This window comes from Candidatus Ozemobacteraceae bacterium, from assembly GCA_035373905.1.
GTDB lineage: Bacteria > Muiribacteriota > Ozemobacteria > Ozemobacterales > Ozemobacteraceae > MWAR01.
The window spans coordinates 41,244-58,000 of sequence record DAOSOK010000017.1; the positions used below are offsets into that span (position 1 = coordinate 41,244).

The 16,757-nt window shown below is 60.6% G+C and carries 14 protein-coding genes; 11 read left to right on the top strand and 3 right to left on the bottom strand.

Annotated elements, in window-relative coordinates:
- The first annotated feature begins 31 nt into the window (after positions 1-31).
- The 6 genes from PLU72_10065 to PLU72_10090 all read left to right on the top strand — a co-directional run bounded on the left by PLU72_10065 (position 32) and on the right by PLU72_10090 (position 5,999).
- Positions 32-814, top strand: coding sequence for a hypothetical protein (locus PLU72_10065; protein ID HOT28525.1), 783 nt, complete (start codon positions 32-34; stop codon positions 812-814).
- Positions 815-838: 24 nt separating this feature from the next.
- Positions 839-1,555 carry a sulfite exporter TauE/SafE family protein gene (locus PLU72_10070; protein ID HOT28526.1) on the top strand — a complete coding sequence of 239 codons (717 nt, stop codon included), beginning with the start codon at positions 839-841 and terminating at the stop codon, positions 1,553-1,555.
- 252 nt (positions 1,556-1,807) lie between these two features.
- A complete protein-coding gene (locus PLU72_10075) occupies positions 1,808-2,479 on the top strand; it encodes a DUF6062 family protein (protein HOT28527.1) in 672 nt (223 codons plus the stop codon).
- 9 nt (positions 2,480-2,488) lie between these two features.
- The gene (locus tag PLU72_10080) at positions 2,489-2,710 is read left to right on the top strand and encodes a hypothetical protein (GenBank protein ID HOT28528.1); all 222 of its coding nucleotides are present in this window, start codon (positions 2,489-2,491) and stop codon (positions 2,708-2,710) included.
- A gap of 72 nt (positions 2,711-2,782) precedes the next feature.
- Positions 2,783-4,615: a dynamin family protein gene (locus PLU72_10085; GenBank protein HOT28529.1), complete on the top strand. Its 1,833-nt coding sequence runs from the start codon at positions 2,783-2,785 to the stop codon at positions 4,613-4,615.
- A 13-nt stretch (positions 4,616-4,628) separates the two neighbouring features.
- The gene (locus tag PLU72_10090) at positions 4,629-5,999 is read left to right on the top strand and encodes a hypothetical protein (GenBank protein ID HOT28530.1); all 1,371 of its coding nucleotides are present in this window, start codon (positions 4,629-4,631) and stop codon (positions 5,997-5,999) included.
- Between the two features lie 100 nt (positions 6,000-6,099).
- Here the strand turns inward: PLU72_10090 and PLU72_10095 are convergent, their stop codons facing one another.
- Positions 6,100-6,885 (bottom strand): class I SAM-dependent methyltransferase, encoded by a 786-nt coding sequence (locus PLU72_10095; GenBank protein ID HOT28531.1) that lies wholly within the window; start codon positions 6,883-6,885, stop codon positions 6,100-6,102.
- A gap of 309 nt (positions 6,886-7,194) precedes the next feature.
- Between PLU72_10095 and typA the strand changes: the two genes are divergently transcribed.
- Positions 7,195-8,982 carry a translational GTPase TypA gene (gene typA / locus PLU72_10100; protein HOT28532.1) on the top strand — a complete coding sequence of 596 codons (1,788 nt, stop codon included), beginning with the start codon at positions 7,195-7,197 and terminating at the stop codon, positions 8,980-8,982.
- Between the two features lie 228 nt (positions 8,983-9,210).
- Here the strand turns inward: typA and PLU72_10105 are convergent, their stop codons facing one another.
- Positions 9,211-10,521, bottom strand: coding sequence for a glycosyltransferase family 2 protein (locus PLU72_10105; protein HOT28533.1), 1,311 nt, complete (start codon positions 10,519-10,521; stop codon positions 9,211-9,213).
- A 65-nt stretch (positions 10,522-10,586) separates the two neighbouring features.
- Here PLU72_10105 and PLU72_10110 point away from each other — a divergent pair, with 65 nt between their 5' ends.
- A complete protein-coding gene (locus PLU72_10110; GenBank protein ID HOT28534.1) occupies positions 10,587-12,038 on the top strand; it encodes a hypothetical protein in 1,452 nt (483 codons plus the stop codon).
- Positions 12,039-12,049: 11 nt separating this feature from the next.
- Positions 12,050-13,417: a polysaccharide deacetylase family protein gene (locus PLU72_10115; protein HOT28535.1), complete on the top strand. Its 1,368-nt coding sequence runs from the start codon at positions 12,050-12,052 to the stop codon at positions 13,415-13,417.
- On the opposite strand, the gene PLU72_10120 is transcribed toward PLU72_10115, so the two are convergent.
- Positions 13,414-14,007, bottom strand: coding sequence for a TIGR00730 family Rossman fold protein (locus PLU72_10120; protein HOT28536.1), 594 nt, complete (start codon positions 14,005-14,007; stop codon positions 13,414-13,416). The genes PLU72_10115 and PLU72_10120 overlap by 4 nt on opposite strands.
- 155 nt (positions 14,008-14,162) lie before the next feature.
- Between PLU72_10120 and PLU72_10125 the strand changes: the two genes are divergently transcribed.
- Together PLU72_10125 and PLU72_10130 are read left to right on the top strand one after the other, a co-directional pair.
- Complete coding sequence (locus tag PLU72_10125) at positions 14,163-15,539, top strand: glycine--tRNA ligase (GenBank protein HOT28537.1); 1,377 nt, start codon at positions 14,163-14,165, stop codon at positions 15,537-15,539.
- A 79-nt stretch (positions 15,540-15,618) separates the two neighbouring features.
- A complete protein-coding gene (locus PLU72_10130; protein HOT28538.1) occupies positions 15,619-16,458 on the top strand; it encodes a site-specific DNA-methyltransferase in 840 nt (279 codons plus the stop codon).
- Positions 16,459-16,757 lie beyond the last annotated feature (299 nt).

A 16,757-nucleotide genomic window follows, 5' to 3' on the forward strand; every position in this document is an offset into this window, starting at 1 on the left:
ACATCTGAAAAGGAAAGGTTGGTCGACTCACATGCGTACATTGATCGTTTCATTCTTGGTGTGTGTGCTGTGCCTGGGTCTTTTGAATCCGGTTATCGCCAAAGCTCCTGAAACAAAAGATCTCGCTTCGGTCATCGCCGCCGTTGAAAAAACGGTGGCAGAAAAGAAAATTCCCGTCGTAGTGTTCGATCTCGATGGAACACTGTTCGACACCGCGCAACGAAATGTCCGAATCCTTCAGGAATGGGCAAAGGAAAACAGTTCGAATCCTGACGCCAAGGCTATTTCACAGGTAACGGCCAAAGACGCAGGCTACAGTATCGTCGATACCCTCAAAAATATATCCGTTACAACCGCTGAAACGGTTTCTTCGGTGAGGAATTTCTGGTTCAAGCGGTTCTTCACCAACGAATACGTCGTTATCGACGAGCCTATTCCCGGCGGCCCGGCGTTCGTAAACGCGTGCCACGACAAAGGCGCGCTGATCGTGTATCTGACCGGCCGGGACACCCCGCAAATGGGCAAAGGAACCGAAGAAAGCCTTCAAAAGCACGGCCTCCCGCTGGATGGGAAGACGGCGATTCTCATGCTCAAGTCGAGCCCGGAAATCAAAGACTTCAAATTCAAACAAGACTCCTGTAATCGAATCCGGGAGCTGGGGAGCGTCGTGGCTGTGTTCGAAAACCAGCCCCGGAACTTGAACGCGTTGCTTCGGGAATTCCCCGAAGCGATCCCCGTCTTCATTGATTCGAACTACGATCTGAAAGATACGGAATCCCCGCCGGCCAGCGCCATTCGATTGAAGCACTATTAAAATTCGGTTCTCGGCGGCCGGACAATGCTTTCCTTGCTGCTTCTCGTAGCGGCTACGTATGTTGCAGCCGCTATTTCAGGTGCGGCGGGGTTTGGCGGCGCGCTTCTTTTATTGCCGCTCCTTGTGGGGACAGTGGGTTCCGTTCATGCGGTTCCCTTGCTGACCATTACCCAGTTCATCGGCAATATTTCCAGGGCTTGCTTCGGGTTCTCGCGGATACAATGGCGGTCGGTAGGTCTGTTTTTGGTAACTGCCGTTCCATTGAGCGCATTAGGGGCATTTTCGTTCATTGGCCTGTCGAAAGTTGTTGTTACTCGTTGCGTTGGCTCCGTTCTTCTGATGGCAGTCGGACTCAAGTATTACGGGCTTCTCGAGTTAAAAGGCGGTCCGTTTCTGTTGATTGCCGGGGGCGGAGTTGTCGGCTTTCTATCAGGCCTGGTCGGCAGCGCTGGTCCGCTCGGGGCGGCCGTCTTCCTTACGCTGAATCTGGACCCTGTTGCGTATGTTGCCAGCGAGGCAATTACCGCCCTCGTCATGCACGGGGTGAAAATGTCCGTGTATCAGCACTACGTTCCCATGCCTCAACATCTGTGGCTGTTGGCCGGGTTCATGAGTCTTGCAATGATCCTTGGAACGTGGTCTTCAAAGCGCTTGATCGAAAAGCTTCCCCGAGAAAAATTTCAAAAGTACGTTGCGTATTTACTGGTCTTCATCGGCATCTACATGGTCTTACACGGCTGAATATCCGATCAGATTTCTGGTGAACATTGCATTTCGGTTGACCGGGAATGCGGCAAAACACCGATGTGGGAAGACGGAAGGAAACACCGATGGAAAAAGCAATCTCAGCGATGAACGGGGGGGATGGTTTTGGAAGTCTTCTTGTCCTCGTCGCAGCCGTGTGGCTTTGGTGCTTGAAAATTGGCGAGTGATGCTCGGAAAGATCGCCGACGGGCTTATCGGCACTTTTCCTTCTTTCGCTTGTGGGATGCCATGGCCCCGGAAATCCGGAACTGTCCGGTGTGCTTTCTTCGGGCCAAAGAAATGGAAAAGCTCATCGACGACCTCTTTTATGAGAATGCGAGAGACCCCGGCGTCAACGCATCTCTGGCGAGGTCTTTCGGTTTTGCGGCGGAGCCGATGCAGGTTGCCCTGCAACGATACGATCCGCTCGGAATGAGCCTTATTTACGGAAACATCGCGCAATCCGTCGCAGATCGGTTGCGCAACGGGGACTCGGAGCTCGCTCCCGAAGCCCCCTGCCCTTTGTCCCGGCGAGTGGACCAGTCCGCCATGGCATATCAGCAGGAATTCGTCGATCATCTTTCGGAAAGGGATTTCCGGGAACGTTTCCAGAGCTCCTTCGGTCTGTGCCTGCACCATCTGCGCAAGGTTCTGGCTCTGATCGATGATGCGGAGGACAAAGAGTGGCTGATGCAGCAGGAGGCAAAGGCGTTTGCCGCACTAGCCGGAGATCTGCGATTGTTTGCCCGGAAAACGGATTATCTCAATGAAGAGCCGCTCGGGAACGAGGCGGATGCATGGCAGAGGGTGGAAAAGAAATTCTTTCAGGTCCATACGGTGCTGCCCGAGGGGGAGAAAAAGCGGCATTCCTCCCTTGTGCGAAGATGGCTTGCCGCTTTTCGGGCATTGGTATTCGGGTGAGGTCATGAGATGGGAACGGCGCTGGGTATTGCCTGTATTTCGTCCGTCTTCGGCGGGTTGGCCGGGTTGTGCGCTTTTCTCATCGCCTATCAGGAATACGAGCACCATTTCACCGATTCCCGCAAAACCTGGCGAATGGCACTCGAGTTTGGGATCGTTGCCTTCATCTTCTTCTGGGTTGTTGCGTTCGTGCTGTTGTCCTTTCTTCCCGGGGTTCTCCGGATTCCATGAAGCCGAGGCCGGCACGACCCTCGAAGATGCATGACCATGCGCGAAAGGAGAAGCACTTTGTCGGAGCAGACGATGAAATGTGAAGAACAACGGCTTCAGGGGAAGACGCCCATGGAAAGCCTGCCGCCGCTGTTGACAACGGCAGTGGCGTTGCTGAAAACGCTCGAGCCTGAGCACGCGGGAATTGCAGCCAAATTCGAGGAGCTGAAGGGCCGCCTTCTCGAGGGCCGGTTTCATCTGGCCGTCCTGGGTCAGTTCAAACGGGGGAAGAGCACCATCCTGAATGCCCTGCTCGGCGCGGAAGTCCTGGCCACGTCGGTGGTTCCCCTGACGGCAATTCCCACATTTCTATCATGGGGAGAGCGGCGTCGCGCCCGGATCGCCTTTTCCGACACCAAACCGCCTGAAGATCGGACGTTTCCCGACGACGGGGCCCTCCACGCGTTTCTCGAGGGGTATGTCACGGAAACCGGAAATCCGAAGAACCGGCTCAACGTCTCGCACGTCGAGGTTTTCCTGCCTGCGGCAATCCTGCAAAAGGGCGTGGTGCTGGTCGATACCCCGGGGATCGGCTCGACCTTCCGGCACAATACGGAAGCGACCCTGAATTTCCTCTCGCAGTGTGATGCTGCCCTGTTCATCGTGTCTGCCGACCCGCCCGTCACCGAGGTGGAGATCGAGTTTCTCGGCCAGGTTCGTACCAAGGTGCCCCACCTGTGCTTCATCATGAACAAGGTCGATTACCTGGACTCCTCGGAGCGGGCCACCGCCCTCGAATTTTTCGGCCAGGTGCTGGCGAGCCACGGTGGGCTCGCCACGCCGGCCGAGATCTTTTCGGTTTCTGCCCGACGGGGTTTGAAGGGGCGACTGGCGAACGACCCCTTACTCTGGAAAGAAAGCGGGCTGGAGGCGCTGGAGGCGCACCTAGTCGACTTTCTGGCCACCGGAAAGAGCAGAGCGCTGGCGGCGGCCATTTCTCGGAAGGCGCTGGCGTTGACCGACGAGCTGATCATGTCGGTCGAGGTTCGGTTGCGGTCGATGGCCATTTCCATCGAAGAACTCGAGCGGAGACTTGGCACATTCGAAGAAAAGCTGAAGGAAATCGAGCAGGAACGGCTGACCTCCCAGGACCTCCTCAAAGGAACCAATCGACGAATGCACGAGTATTTGGAGGAGTATTCAGAAGACCTGCGAAAGCGCTCTTTCACCTATCTCGACAGCCTGGTGCGGGAGGTGATGGAAAAGGGAAACGGCGCCGGCGGAGATGAGACGGCCCTTCGGGAAGCCGTTGCGCAGGCTATTCCCGGGTATTTCGAACACGAGACGGGAAAGGCGGTCAAGGTCTTCGAAGCAAAGATGGGTGAGGCGCTCCGGCCTTTCCAGACACGAACCGACGAACTGATCGGGGCTATCCGGCGAACCGCCGCCGAGCTCTTCGATATTCCTTACCAGGCCCCGGAAAGCGCCGATGCCTTTCGGATGGTCGAGCAACCCTACTGGGTCACGCATAAATGGCGGTCGGGACTCCGCTCCTTCGCGGGCGGCTTCCTGAGCCGGTTTTCCTCGGCAGCCACCATCAAGGCCCGCATGCTTGCGCGGATAGCGGAACAGCTGCGGGCCCTGGTGATCGAGAACGTCGAAAATCTTCGGTGGCCGATCTTCCAAAGCCTCGATCAGACCTTCCTGCGCTTCGGTTCGGATCTCGACAATCGGCTGAAGGAGACCGTCGCGGCCACCCATGGGGCGATGAGAGCCACGCTGGATTACCGAAGAAACCGGGCCGATCAGATCGAGCCGATGCGCCGGAGATACACCGATGCGATCCGGCAGCTCGAGGAGTTGCGATGCGCGTTTGGGGCGGCGGCTGGCGAATCGGCGGTTCAAGGGCGACGAAACAACGGTTGATGGAGGGGGACGCATGCGAACCGACAGGGAAACCCTTTGCGATCTCGAAGTGTTCGAATGTCGGCATGGCGGTCATCCCGTCATGCGCTTTGTCGACCGATGCCGGACGGCCGGTGGCTCCGCCTTTCTCAAAGATCTGGTGAAAAACGGTCCCGGGCCCGATTTCTCGGTTCGCGACCTCCAGGAAATGACGCGGTTTTTCCACGATGAAGCGTCGGAACTGGCGTTTCCGATCGGAGACAAGGACGCCCAAGACTTAGAACTCTACCTGGAATCGAACTATATGGGCGTCGATTTGACGCTTACCTGGAATCGATATCTGCAGTCGTATGCCTACCGGTACCAGTATCCGGAGATGTTCCGGTTTTGCCGCGTGGGATTGCAGGATGCCATACGGTCGATTCAGGCGTGCGGAAGATTCATCGAGGGCGTTCGTTCGCACGGGAACTGCCCGCAGGGATTGAAACGCGTCATTGATGAATTTTATAAGTTATATAAAATGATCGATGTCGAGAAAATTGTCGCCCAGGGAAAGGATCCTTCCACGGTCGACGTCTTCGTCATCGATTATCTGCTTCGGATCCAGAACAAAGAGAACCTTCGGAAGATGCTGGAAATCATGTACCGGCTCGATGCCCATCTTGGAATGGCGATCGCCACCAGGGAGAATGGATTCGAGTTTCCCACGATCGTCGACGACCCCGGGCGACGACTCGAGATCAGGGGCTTGTTCCATCCGTTCCTGTCGCGTCCGGTGCGAAACGACTTCCTGCTCGACGAGGAGAGGAACCTTTTGTTCCTGACGGGGCCGAACATGGCCGGAAAGTCGACGTTCATGAAGGCGGTCGGGATCTCCCTCGTTCTGGCGCATATCGGAATGGGGGTTCCGGCGGAATCGATGACGGTTTCCCCTGTCGATTACCTGTTCTGCGAACTGACGATGCACGACGATGTCCGGCTCGGAATCAGCGGGTTCATGGCGGAAGTCGTGAGGATCCAGCGCATTCTCCAGTTCTGCGCCGGAAAGCTTCGGCTGATGGTGATCATCGACGAGATTTTCAAAGGAACGAACGTGCTGGATGCGTTTGAGTGCTCGAAGCTTGTCATCAACGGCCTCGCAGGACTCAGGGAGCATTTCTTTCTCATTTCGTCGCACCTGGTCGAACTCGAACCCGAGATCCGGCCGAACGGGAATATCCGCTTCCAATGCTTCAACGCCGAAATCCGCGAGGGCCGTCTCGCGTTCCGATACCGCCTTGCCGACGGCGTTTCAAACACCCGCATCGGGGCAAGACTTCTCGAAGAGCACGGCGTGACGACGTTCTTTCGCGAACGGGCCCGTTCTCCAGGTGACATTCCCGCGAACGCCGGGAATTGCCGATAAATCCGGATTCTCGGCAAAACGAGGAAACTGTCGCGGATGGAAAGCGCTCATTCCTTTTGTAGATATATCATATAAAATATAATGAGTGCTTTATTCGCTTTCAGCGGGAAACGTCCTTTTCCAGCGTGACGGTCATGAACATCGCGAGCAGGCTCATGACCGGAACGAGACGCCGCTCCAGAAAGGCGATTGCCGGTTCGGTCCAGCCCGGCAGAAACTGGCGGAAAGAAAGCCCCCCGCTCACCAGGTAGCTGAACGGGGTGTGGAGGCTCGGCGGCTTCAGACGGAGGCCGGGGAACTCGCGTTCGAGACGGGGCCTGTCGCGCATAAACACGATCCAGGGAAGGGCACCGTTCGCGCCCGAGCGTGGGCCGCCACCGGGGATGGTCCAGCCCGCCTGCGGATCGAACGGTTCGTGATGGAAGCGGCCGTAGATGAATCGCGCGAACGGGGTGGCTGCCGGCTCGATCATGACGATTCTGCCGCCGGGCTTCAGGGCGCGATGCATCTCGGCGAGGAACGCCCCGGCGTCCTTCACGTGGTGAAACACGTCGAACATGAGAAAGGCGCCGACGGAGTCGCATCTGAACGGCAGTTCCAGGGCGGAACAGCGAAGATCGAGGTCAGGTGCCGGAAGGATGTCGGATGCGATGACCGCCGGAGCGATCCGGGGAAGGAACCCCGAACCGCTGCCCAGTTCCACGAGAGGCGTGCAGGTCCCGGCCTCCTTCAGCAGGATCCGGTAAAACCGGCTGTAGAGAGCCCGAAGATACGGTTTCCGGTTCAGGATCTTCCGGAAAACCCGGGCCGCGGCCTCGTCGTCGAGGCCGGGAAGCTCTTTCGCCCCGGGCAGACGAAGCCGGTCGAGAAGCCCTTTCATCATCATGTCAGTGCATTCTCGAACATCGTGCGTTCATGCGCCCCGGGATGGATTTCTTCTGCAGGAGGTAACCGGTTTGGCTGGGCATGGCTGTGACGGCAGTGTACAACAAACGTTCGTTGTGTGTAATTGTCTTGCATTGCGGATTCCTCTGGTGTAGTCTTATTGCCCACATCACGCAGGAAGCGGTCCGCCGGGCACCTGATGGATGCGTTCACGGCGGATTTTTCTTTTGTTTCAGTTCTTCAGTCGCAGCAGCCGGAGGTTTGTCAGCAGGTGAGTACGATACAGTTTCAGTCGCGTTACAATCCATCGATGATTCGCAACGTCGCGATCATTGCGCACGTCGATCACGGAAAGACCACCCTGGTCGACGCCATGATCCGCCAGTCCGGGTTGTTTCGCGAAAACCAGCAGATCGCCGAGCGGTTCCTCGACAGCAACGACCTCGAGCGCGAGCGCGGGATCACGATTCTCGCCAAGAACATGTCACTCGATTTCAACGGCGTGAAAATCAACCTGATAGATACCCCCGGGCACGTGGATTTCGGGGGCGAGGTCGAGCGCGTCATGCAGATGGCCAACGGCTGCCTGCTCGTCGTCGACGCATTCGAGGGCCCGATGCCCCAGACCCGGTTCGTGCTGAAAAAGGCCCTGGCGGCGGGTCTCAAGCCGATCGTCGTGATCAACAAGATCGACCGTCCCGATGCGCGGCCGGAGGAGGTCGTCGACGAAGTGCTCGACCTGCTGATCGATGTCGGCGCCGAGGACGACGCGCTCGAGTATCCGATCCTGTTCGCCTCGGGCCGGTCCGGATATGCCTGCCGCAAGCTCGACGATCCGCGGGATACAATCCGGCCGCTGCTGGAATCCATCGTCGAGTTCGTTCCGCCGCCTGCGGGCTCGCTGGAAAAGCCGGGCAAGCTGCTCGTCACGAGCCTCGATTACAACGATTACGTCGGTCGCATCGCGATCGGCCGCGTGTTCGACGGGGTTCTGAAACAGAAATCCGACGTCTGGCTGCTGCACGAGGGCAAGACCCCGCGATCCTCGAAGATCGTGCAGTTGTACAATTTCCAGGGCGTGCGCCGGGTCGAAACACCCGAGGTGTGCGCCGGGGATATCGCCGCCGTGGCCGGCCTGACCGACGTGTCGATCGGCGATACCGTCTCGGTCTCGATGGAGGCCGAGCCGCTTCCCGTGATTCCGATCGACCAGCCCGTGCTGTCGATGCTGTTCGCCCCGAACCAGAGCCCGCTGGCCGGCCGCGAGGGCAAGTTCCTGACGGCGCGCCAGATCCAGAACCGCCTGATGAAGGAGCTCGAGACCAACGTCGCGATGAAGGTCGAACCGACGGATTCGCCCGACACGGTGAAGGTCTCCGGCCGCGGCGAACTGCATCTGGGCATTCTCGTCGAGACGATGCGGCGCGAGGGGTATGAGCTTCAGGTTTCCAAACCCCAGGCGATCATCACGAAGGACGAGAACGGCAACCTGCTCGAGCCGATCGAGGAGCTGACGATCGACCTTCCCGAGAACTACGTCGGGGCGGTCATGGAAGTGCTTGGCCCGCGCAAGGCGATCATGGAGAACTCGAAGAAGCTACCCGACGGCACGCTGCGCCTGATCTTCAGCGCCCCCGCGCGCGGCCTGCTCGGCTTCCGGTCGGCGCTGCTGACGATCACCAACGGAACGGGCGTCATGAACCAGTGTTTCAAGGGATACGAACCCTATCGAGGCGACATTCCCGGTCGTCGGGTCGGCGTCATGGTCGCGATGGAAGCGGGCCTTTCGACGTCCTACGCGATCGAGATGCTCGTCGAGCGCGGCACGCTGTTCTACGGCCCCGCCGAGGAGATTTACGTCGGCCTCGTCGTCGGCGAGAGACCTATAGCCGGAGATATGTATGTGAACATCGTCCGGATGAAGCATCTCACCAACCACCGCAGCTCGACGAAGGAAGAGTTGACGCACATCGCTCCGCCGCGCCGGATGACGCTCGACCAGGCGCTGGAATACGTGGCCGAGGACGAGTGGCTCGAAGTCACGCCGGGCGCCGCCCGCATCCGCAAGCGCGAGGTCGATTACAAGCGCCGCGGCTGAGAATTCCCGGAACATATCGCCACTACTCGTCTCATCTGGTATTGATTCCTGCAGAATGAAAGCCACCCATTCGCCCTGAGCCTGTCGAAGGGGGAAAGAAGGAACCATCTGCAAGTGGCTGTTCGTGCTTCGACAAGCTCCGCACGAACGGGATCGAGTATGCGGGTGATTGTCGTTTCAAGAACCCTTCCGCAGATTGAGGGCTGATGACAAGAGTTTCATCATGACTCACGGCAGACGTTTTCCCATCGTGACGTTTCTGAAGCCGTGGAGGACCATTTTCAGCAGTTCCCAGCCGTGACGGAACCGGAGAATGTTCGTTTCGCCGTACGTTCTGGCGAGATACCGGATCGGGATGTCGACGATGCCGAGGCCGGTCTCGGCGGCGAAGAAGAGGAAGTTGAAATCGCCGAACGGGTCGCGGTTGCCGAAATCGGCGATCCAGCGCATGAGGCGCGGCCAGTCGTGGCGGGGGAACAGCTTCGTGCCGCACAGCGCGTCGTCCATCGGCGTGTCGAGCACGTAGCTCAGGAGCTTCGCGAAGCCCTTGTTGCCCAGCCAGTTCAGCGGCTGCATGGCATCCGCCTCCATCGGATACATCAGGCGGTTGCCGTGGATGAAGTCTCCCAGGCCGCGCGAGTAGGCTTCGACGAAGCGGCCGAGCATCTCCGGCGGCACGGTCATGTCGGCGTCAAGGACGGTCAGAAGCTCGTTGCGAGCTTCCGCGAAGCCGGCCAGGACGGCGTCATTCTTGCCTTTTCCCGGCTGCTTCAGGGTTCTGATGGGGAAACGGCCCGTGAATTCCGGGATCGTCCGCAGGATTTCCTCCCAGGTTCCGTCCGTCGAATGGCCCTCGACGAAGAGGACTTCGGCGCGGCACCCGTCGGGCAGGGTGATGCGCTCGAGAAGCGGGCGGATGTTCCCCCGTTCGTTTCGCGCGGGCACGACGATCGAGAGCGATGGACGGGCGGATTCGGGGATGACCGGCCGCAGGACGATCACGTTGGCGAAGGCGAGGCGGTTGATGCCGGGAAGGACGGGAAACAGGGAGTTCGCTTCCCGACTGAGGCCGTTGAAATCCGGGAGAAAGCCGACGGGCCTGATCCGGACGACCTCGTAGCCGGAAACCTTCGCGAGGTGATGCAGGTTATCGCTGGTGAGAAAGGTCATCGACGCGTTGGTTTCACCCAGGAGGCGCCGTTTCGCGAGCAGGGCGAGATACAGGTAGGGGTTGTACGTGACGACGACCAGCCGTGAAGTGCGGCTCAGGAAGGGCTTGAGACCGGTGAGGTAGCTCTGGATGTCCGGTTCGTGATTGAACTGGCCGTTCAGGAGCAGGACCGAGCGCCGGGCGCGCTCGCCCGACAGGTCTGGCGGGTCGGCGTTCCGCGCCACCACCTGTTTGTCAGGGCAGTCGAGACGGTGAAGCAGCTCGCCGCGATCGTGCGCATACGGATGCAGGGCGATGACGCGGTCGGCGTAGCGGGAAACCGCCGACACTTCGGCGGCGATCAAGCGTTTGATGGACTGGGGAATCACGTCGTTTCGCTCCCGTTGGCGACAGCTTATCATTCAACCGGAAGTTACGCTATAATCGAGCCGTCATGACAAAATACATCCCGCTTCTCGCCCTCGTCATCTCGCTGGCGGTCGTCGCTTGTATACCGTTGAAAATATTGAGCCTCGGCTTCGCGCCTCCCGACGATATCCGGTCGAACTGCGGCGTCATCGCATCCGGCAGGACCCTGGTCGATTATCTCGTTCTGAACGAGGACACCCGTATCAGCATCCACGTCGGGTGGCTGAATCTCTGGAGGGGCCTCTTCGAGGTGCTGGGGCGCGACAAAGAACTGCTCATGACCGCCATCGTGGCGATCATGTTCTGGGTGATCACCGCCCTGCCCCTCTTCGCGCTGGAGCGGTCCGAGGCGTTGCTCGGGGGGCTGCTCGCCTGCTTCATGGCCGACCCGGACTGGACGAGAACCCTGTTGGGGCGGCCCCACAACTTCGACATGGCGTTCATGCTGTTTTTCGGGCTCTGGTGGCGCCGCCTGCGGGCGCGCCGGGCGCCCCTCGGCGTCATGGCCGTTCTCGCGCTGTTCGCGGGACTGGCGTCCTTTTCCCACGCGGTGTTCTACCTGTTCGCCGTTCCGCTGGCGGTGACCGCGCTCTCAGGCGAATGGCGCGTCCTGCGCCGCCTCGCGGTCAGCGTGCTGGCGGGCGTGACGGTCGGCTTGGTCGCGACGGGGCATGCCTGGGAGTTCACTGTCCAGAGCGTCGTTCACGTGTTCCGGACCGTCAATACGCAGCTGCTCGAGCGCCAGCTGGTGATGGAGCTCTGGTCGAATCCCCAGAACATGGATATCGCCGTCGTCGTCGCGCTCTTTCTGCTCTGGCGGCAGGCGAGACGCGCCTGGAAACTCCAGGTCGTCAAAAGTCCCCTGTTTTTCCTGTGCGTCCTCTACTGGATTCTCGGCTTCAAGGTGATCCGGTTCTGGACGGACTGGGGCGCGCCGGCGGTCATCGCCTGGGTCACGCTCGAGCTCCATTCGTTCCTCAAGCGGGCGCAGGGGCCGTCGTCGCCCGGAAGAATCGGCCTCGCGCTGACGCTCGGCCTGGCGCTGTTCCTCTTCACGACGGCCAACACCCGCGACCGCTGGGCGAACGCCGCGACGCTGGAAACCATCGACATCACGAAGCCGGACCAGGCGAATCTGCTGCCGGAGCCGGGCGGAATCCTCTATCATCCCGATATGGGCTTATACAATACGCTTGTCTATACGTATCCCGATGGACGGTGGAAATACATTCTCGGCAAGGAACCCTCGCAGATGCCCGAAGAGGACAGGCTGATCTTCATGAACATCCTGTATGCCCACATGGCGCCCGTCTCGTTCAGACCCTGGGTCGAAAAACTCCGGCCGCAGGACCGCATCGCGATCTACAGCCGAACATGCCCGCCTTTCAGCCGCCTGATCTGGGCGAATCCGCTCAACACTCTCTGGATCGGCCGACTGCCGGCGTCATCCACGTCGCCCGCCGCGGCCGGCGACTGACGCCCGGAGCGATGCGTGATCTTCCGACGGCCGTGAAAGAACCCGTTGCGATGTTTCGGGGAATCGTGCGCCTGATTCTCCTGGCGGCCATGCTTCTGTTCTGTGCCGCCCCGGCCGTCGCCGTCGGTATGCGCGACATCGCCGCTGCGCTCGAAGCCAACCCGAGGGACGTGGCGGCCCTGAACGCCTGGGGCATCGAGCAGGCCAAGGCGGGCGACCTGATCGGCGCGATCCGCACCTGGCGGCATGCGCTTGATATAGCGCCTGATTATGTTCACTTTTATAATAATATCGGAAGCGCCCTGCGGCGCCTCGGATATGCCGCCGAGTCGCTCGCGTGGTACCAGGCCAGCCTGCGCGTCCAGCCGACCTACTGGACCTGGTATAACCTGGGCCTGCTTCACGAGGACGGAAAGCGGCGCGAAGACGCCCGGCGCGCCTATCACGAGGCCCTGAGACTGTGCCCGTCGTTCAGTCAGGCCGAAGAACGTCTGTGGCGGCTGAACCGCGCGTTCGACGATGTTCGGGCGAAGGTCCCCACCACGGTGAATCTGCCTCCGGTCACGCCGGATGCCCCCGCGAAGCCTGTTCTCGAGCCGGTATCCGTTGCGGTCGCGAAGCGGCCGTCACCGGCGCCTGCGTCACCTTCGCCTGAGAAGCGGGGCCACGGGAAGACGCAACGAGCAATACCGGAGAAGACAGAGTCATCCGAAGAGCCTGAAGAGGCGGAACCCGCGGAAGAGCGCGAAGCGCCGCAGATGTACCAGCATCCCCTCCCGGGAGATTCCGGCGGCCAGGTGTTCGTGACGTTCGACGGGGGAGCCGACGCCGACGGTGTCGATGCGATCCTCGGGGCGCTGAAGGCGCGGGGGTTGAAAACGACCTTTTTCCTGACGGGCCAGTGGGTGACATCCTACCCGGCGCTCGGCCGGAGGATTCTCGCCGACGGTCACGAGATCGCGAACCACAGCATGCGCCATCCGAACATGGCCGCCTGGGGGAAGGACAAGATCGCCGCCGAGCTGGAAAAGGCGGAACAGGCGATGCAGACGGTGCTGGGGCGGCGATTCGCGCCGTTCTTCCGGTTCCCCTTCGGGGCGCAGAACCGGCGGGTGGAGGCGATCGTCGAGGAACTCGGCTACAAGCCGGTCTACTGGAACATCGACACCCTCGACTGGAAAGAGCCCTCCGTGGCCTCGATCCAGCAGAAGGTGCGTTCGCGGGTGCGGCGCGGCTCCGTCATTCTCATGCACGTGGGCAGCAAAACCGGGGCGAAAGCCCTGCCGAGGATGCTCGACGAGTTGCTGGGCCGCGGCTTCCGGCCGGGCCGCCTGTCGGATCTCGACCCCGCCGGCATCGCGGCGCTTCCGCGCGGTTAGCCGCGCATCTTCAGGCTTTTCTCGTCGACCTTCGACTCGGCGAGAAGGCGGATCGCTTCTTCCGGGGTGTTCGCCACCGAGAACAGCGACATGTGCTCGGCCCGGATCGTGCGGCACTCGATGCCGTGTTTCAGAAGACTGATGAGAGGATTATAATATCCATCGGTATTCATCAGCACGATCGGCTTCGCATGGCGGCCGAGCTGCTTGTTGACCAGCGTGTCGAACAGCTCGTCGAGAGTTCCCATGCCGCCCGGCAGGACGATGAAGCCGCCCGAGCGCTCGATCATCTTCGATTTGCGGGCCGCCATGTCGGGGACGACGACGGTTTCGTCCTGTCCGTCGGCGTTGCCGATGCCGTGCGCGAGCATGAACTCCGGCACGATGCCTATGACGCGGCCGCCCGCCGTCTTGTGGGCGTCTGCGACGACCTTCATGAGGCCGCAGGTGGTGCCGCCGTAGACCAGGTCGAGGCCGTTTTCGGCGAGAAGCGTGCCGACCCTGCGGCCTTCATCGCGGATACGGTCGGAAACGTCGGCACTCGAGGCGCAGTAAATGCAAATGGCGGAAGGTTTCAGATGCTTTGTCATGAAGAGAGATCATACAGGCGCGCTTCCCGGCTGTCAAAACGTGCCTGCTCTCGAACGACGACGCAGCCGGTTCTTGCCAGAGGGGGCGCGGGCCCGTATAATGGCGGCTGATCCGAACACCGATTCCAGACAGAGCACGACGACAGGAGCAGACCATGGCAGATCTCGATACCATCATTTCCCTGTGCAAGCGCCGCGGATTTCTTTTCCAGGGCAGCGACCAGTACGGCGGCCTCCAGGGCACGTGGGACTACGGCCCGCTCGGGGTCGAACTGAAGAACAACGTGAAGCGGGCCTGGTGGCGCCGCATGGTCTACGAGCGCGACGACATGGAAGGCCTCGACTGCTCCATTCTCATGAACCGCCTCGTTCTCAAATACAGCGGCCATGAGGACACGTTCTCCGACCCGATGGTCGACTGCCGCAAGTGCAAGCGCCGGTTCCGCGCCGACCAGGTCGACCCGAACGAGAAGTGCGCCGAGGGCGGCGCCCACGACCTGACCGAGCCGCGGCCGTTCAACCTGATGTTCAAGACCACCGTCGGCCCCGTCGCCGACGACTCGAACATCGCCTACCTGCGGCCCGAGACGGCCCAGGGCATCTTCGTGAACTTCAAGAACGTGCTCGACTCGACGAACCGCAAGGTGCCGTTCGGCATCGCCCAGATCGGAAAGGCGTTCCGCAACGAGATCACCCCGAAGAACTTCATCTTCCGCGTGCGCGAGTTCGAGCAGATGGAGATCGAGTTCTTCGTGAAGCCCGGCTCCGACATGGAATGGCACGAAAAGTGGGTCGAGGAGCGGTTCAACTGGTATGTTCAGCTCGGCATCAACCCGACCAACCTGCGCAAGCTGGCGCAGAAGCCGGAAGAGCTGGCCCACTACGCGAAGGCCACGACCGACATCCTGTACCGCTTCTTCCCCGAACGGCCCGACGAGGCCAGGCAGTTCGACGAGGTCGAGGGCGTCGCGAACCGCACGTCGTTCGATCTCACCTGCCACAGCAAGGGCGGCAAGCTCGTGCTGAAGGACGGCCGGGAGATTCCGAACGAGCACGCGGTCAACAAGCTGACCTGGTTCGACCACGAGACGAACCAGCATATCGTGCCGTATATCATCGAGCCGTCGGCCGGCGTCGACCGCGCCACGCTCGCCTTCCTGATGGATTCGTATGTCGAGGAGACGGTGAACGACGACAAGCGCGTCGTGCTGCGCCTGCACCCCGAGCTGGCCCCCATCAAGGTCGCCGTGCTGCCGCTCAAGAAGAACCACGACGGCATCGTCTCGACGGCCAAGGAGATCAAGAAGAGCCTGATGCGCTTCGGCTGGCGCACCGTCTATGACGACACGGCAGGCATCGGCAAGCTGTACCGCCGGCAGGACGAGGTCGGCACGCCGTTCTGCATCACCGTCGACTTCCAGACCCTCGAAGACAAGACGGTCACCGTGCGCGACCGCAACACCATGGCCCAGGACCGCGTCGCCATCGACCAGCTCCAGGCTTACCTGGCCCCCCGCCTCGGCGCCTGCTGAGCGGATCCGTTTCATGCGCGGCCGTCGCCCCTGTCGGGCGGCGGCCGTTTCTCGAAGCCGGAACCGGAATGATCCGCAGATGAACGCAGATTTTCGCAGAAGCCTGTTTCTTGGCGACGTGCTGGAAACGGCGTCGCGGCTTCCGAAGCGTGCGTTCCGGCTCGTCTACCTCGATCCGCCGTTCCTGACGGGGAAGGAGCGGGTCGGGACCCGGTCGGAATGGCGCTACCCGGATGCGTGGCCCGGCCGGCTTGCGTCGTATCTTCCCTGGCTTCATGAGCGGCTGGAGGCGGTTCTTCCACTTCTCGTTCCATCCGGGAGCCTGGTGCTGCATCTCGACTGGCGGACGGTTCATTATGCGAAGGTAATGCTGGACGAGCTGATGGGCGAGGATGCTTTCGTGAACGAGATCGTCTGGCATTACACCGGTGGCGGCCGCTCGAGGAGCAGGTTTTCAAACAAGCACGACACGATTCTCTGGTATGCGGCAGGCGGGAAGCCGTATTTCGATTCGGACGCGGTGCGGGTTCCCTACAAGGCCGACTCGGGCTTTCTGCTGCGGGGCGTGACGTCGAAAAGCGGGAAAAAATACCGGGCGCATCCGCTGGGAACGCCTGTCGACGATGTCTGGGACATCCCGATCATCAACCCCAACTCCCCTGAGCGATCGGGGTATCCGACGCAGAAGCCGCTGGCCCTTCTGGAGCGGATCGTGAGCGCCCTGAGCGCCCCGGGAGAAGCGGTCGCAGACCTGTGCTGCGGGAGCGGCACGACCCTCGTCGCGGCCGAACGACTCGGCAGAACGTGGGCGGGAGGCGACATTTCCCGTGGAGCCCTCGAGTGCGCCATGGAGCGGCTTTCCAATGCCGGCTGCATGAGAGAACGTATCGCGTGCCATTCTGATTGCAATCATCTATAGGGGCGGGTTATTGAGTCCTGCAGAATGAAAACCAACCGTTCGCCCTGAGCCTGTCGAAGGGCGAAATGAGGAACCATCGGCAAGTGGCTGTTCGTGCTTCGACAAGCTCAGCACGAACGGAGACACGAAACTGGTTTTTGATATGCAGGGCTCAATAACCCGCCCGGGCGATGCAGCGCCGGTGAAATTCGAATTCCGCGAATTCCCGGAACGGCATTTCGGGGGCGGAGAAGGATCGTGGTAGAATCGAAAGAACGATATCGGGTTCGTGACGAGCGAAGCCGGTCGAACAAGGAGGA

Excerpts from the sequence above, each read along its gene's own strand:
- PLU72_10125 (HOT28537.1), top strand. The coding sequence starts at position 14,163 with ATGGCAGATCTCGATACCATCATTTCCCTGTGCAAGCGCCGCGGATTT.
- PLU72_10115 (HOT28535.1), top strand. The coding sequence starts at position 12,050 with ATGCGTGATCTTCCGACGGCCGTGAAAGAACCCGTTGCGATGTTTCGG.
- PLU72_10085 (HOT28529.1), top strand. The coding sequence starts at position 2,783 with ATGAAATGTGAAGAACAACGGCTTCAGGGGAAGACGCCCATGGAAAGC.
- PLU72_10065 (HOT28525.1), top strand. The coding sequence starts at position 32 with ATGCGTACATTGATCGTTTCATTCTTGGTGTGTGTGCTGTGCCTGGGT.
- PLU72_10110 (HOT28534.1), top strand. The coding sequence starts at position 10,587 with ATGACAAAATACATCCCGCTTCTCGCCCTCGTCATCTCGCTGGCGGTC.
- typA (HOT28532.1), top strand. The coding sequence starts at position 7,195 with ATGATTCGCAACGTCGCGATCATTGCGCACGTCGATCACGGAAAGACC.
- PLU72_10075 (HOT28527.1), top strand. The coding sequence starts at position 1,808 with ATGGCCCCGGAAATCCGGAACTGTCCGGTGTGCTTTCTTCGGGCCAAA.
- PLU72_10120 (HOT28536.1), bottom strand. The coding sequence starts at position 14,007 with ATGACAAAGCATCTGAAACCTTCCGCCATTTGCATTTACTGCGCCTCG.
- PLU72_10090 (HOT28530.1), top strand. The coding sequence starts at position 4,629 with ATGCGAACCGACAGGGAAACCCTTTGCGATCTCGAAGTGTTCGAATGT.
- PLU72_10080 (HOT28528.1), top strand. The coding sequence starts at position 2,489 with ATGGGAACGGCGCTGGGTATTGCCTGTATTTCGTCCGTCTTCGGCGGG.
- PLU72_10070 (HOT28526.1), top strand. The coding sequence starts at position 839 with ATGCTTTCCTTGCTGCTTCTCGTAGCGGCTACGTATGTTGCAGCCGCT.
- PLU72_10130 (HOT28538.1), top strand. The coding sequence starts at position 15,619 with ATGAACGCAGATTTTCGCAGAAGCCTGTTTCTTGGCGACGTGCTGGAA.
- PLU72_10095 (HOT28531.1), bottom strand. The coding sequence starts at position 6,885 with ATGATGATGAAAGGGCTTCTCGACCGGCTTCGTCTGCCCGGGGCGAAA.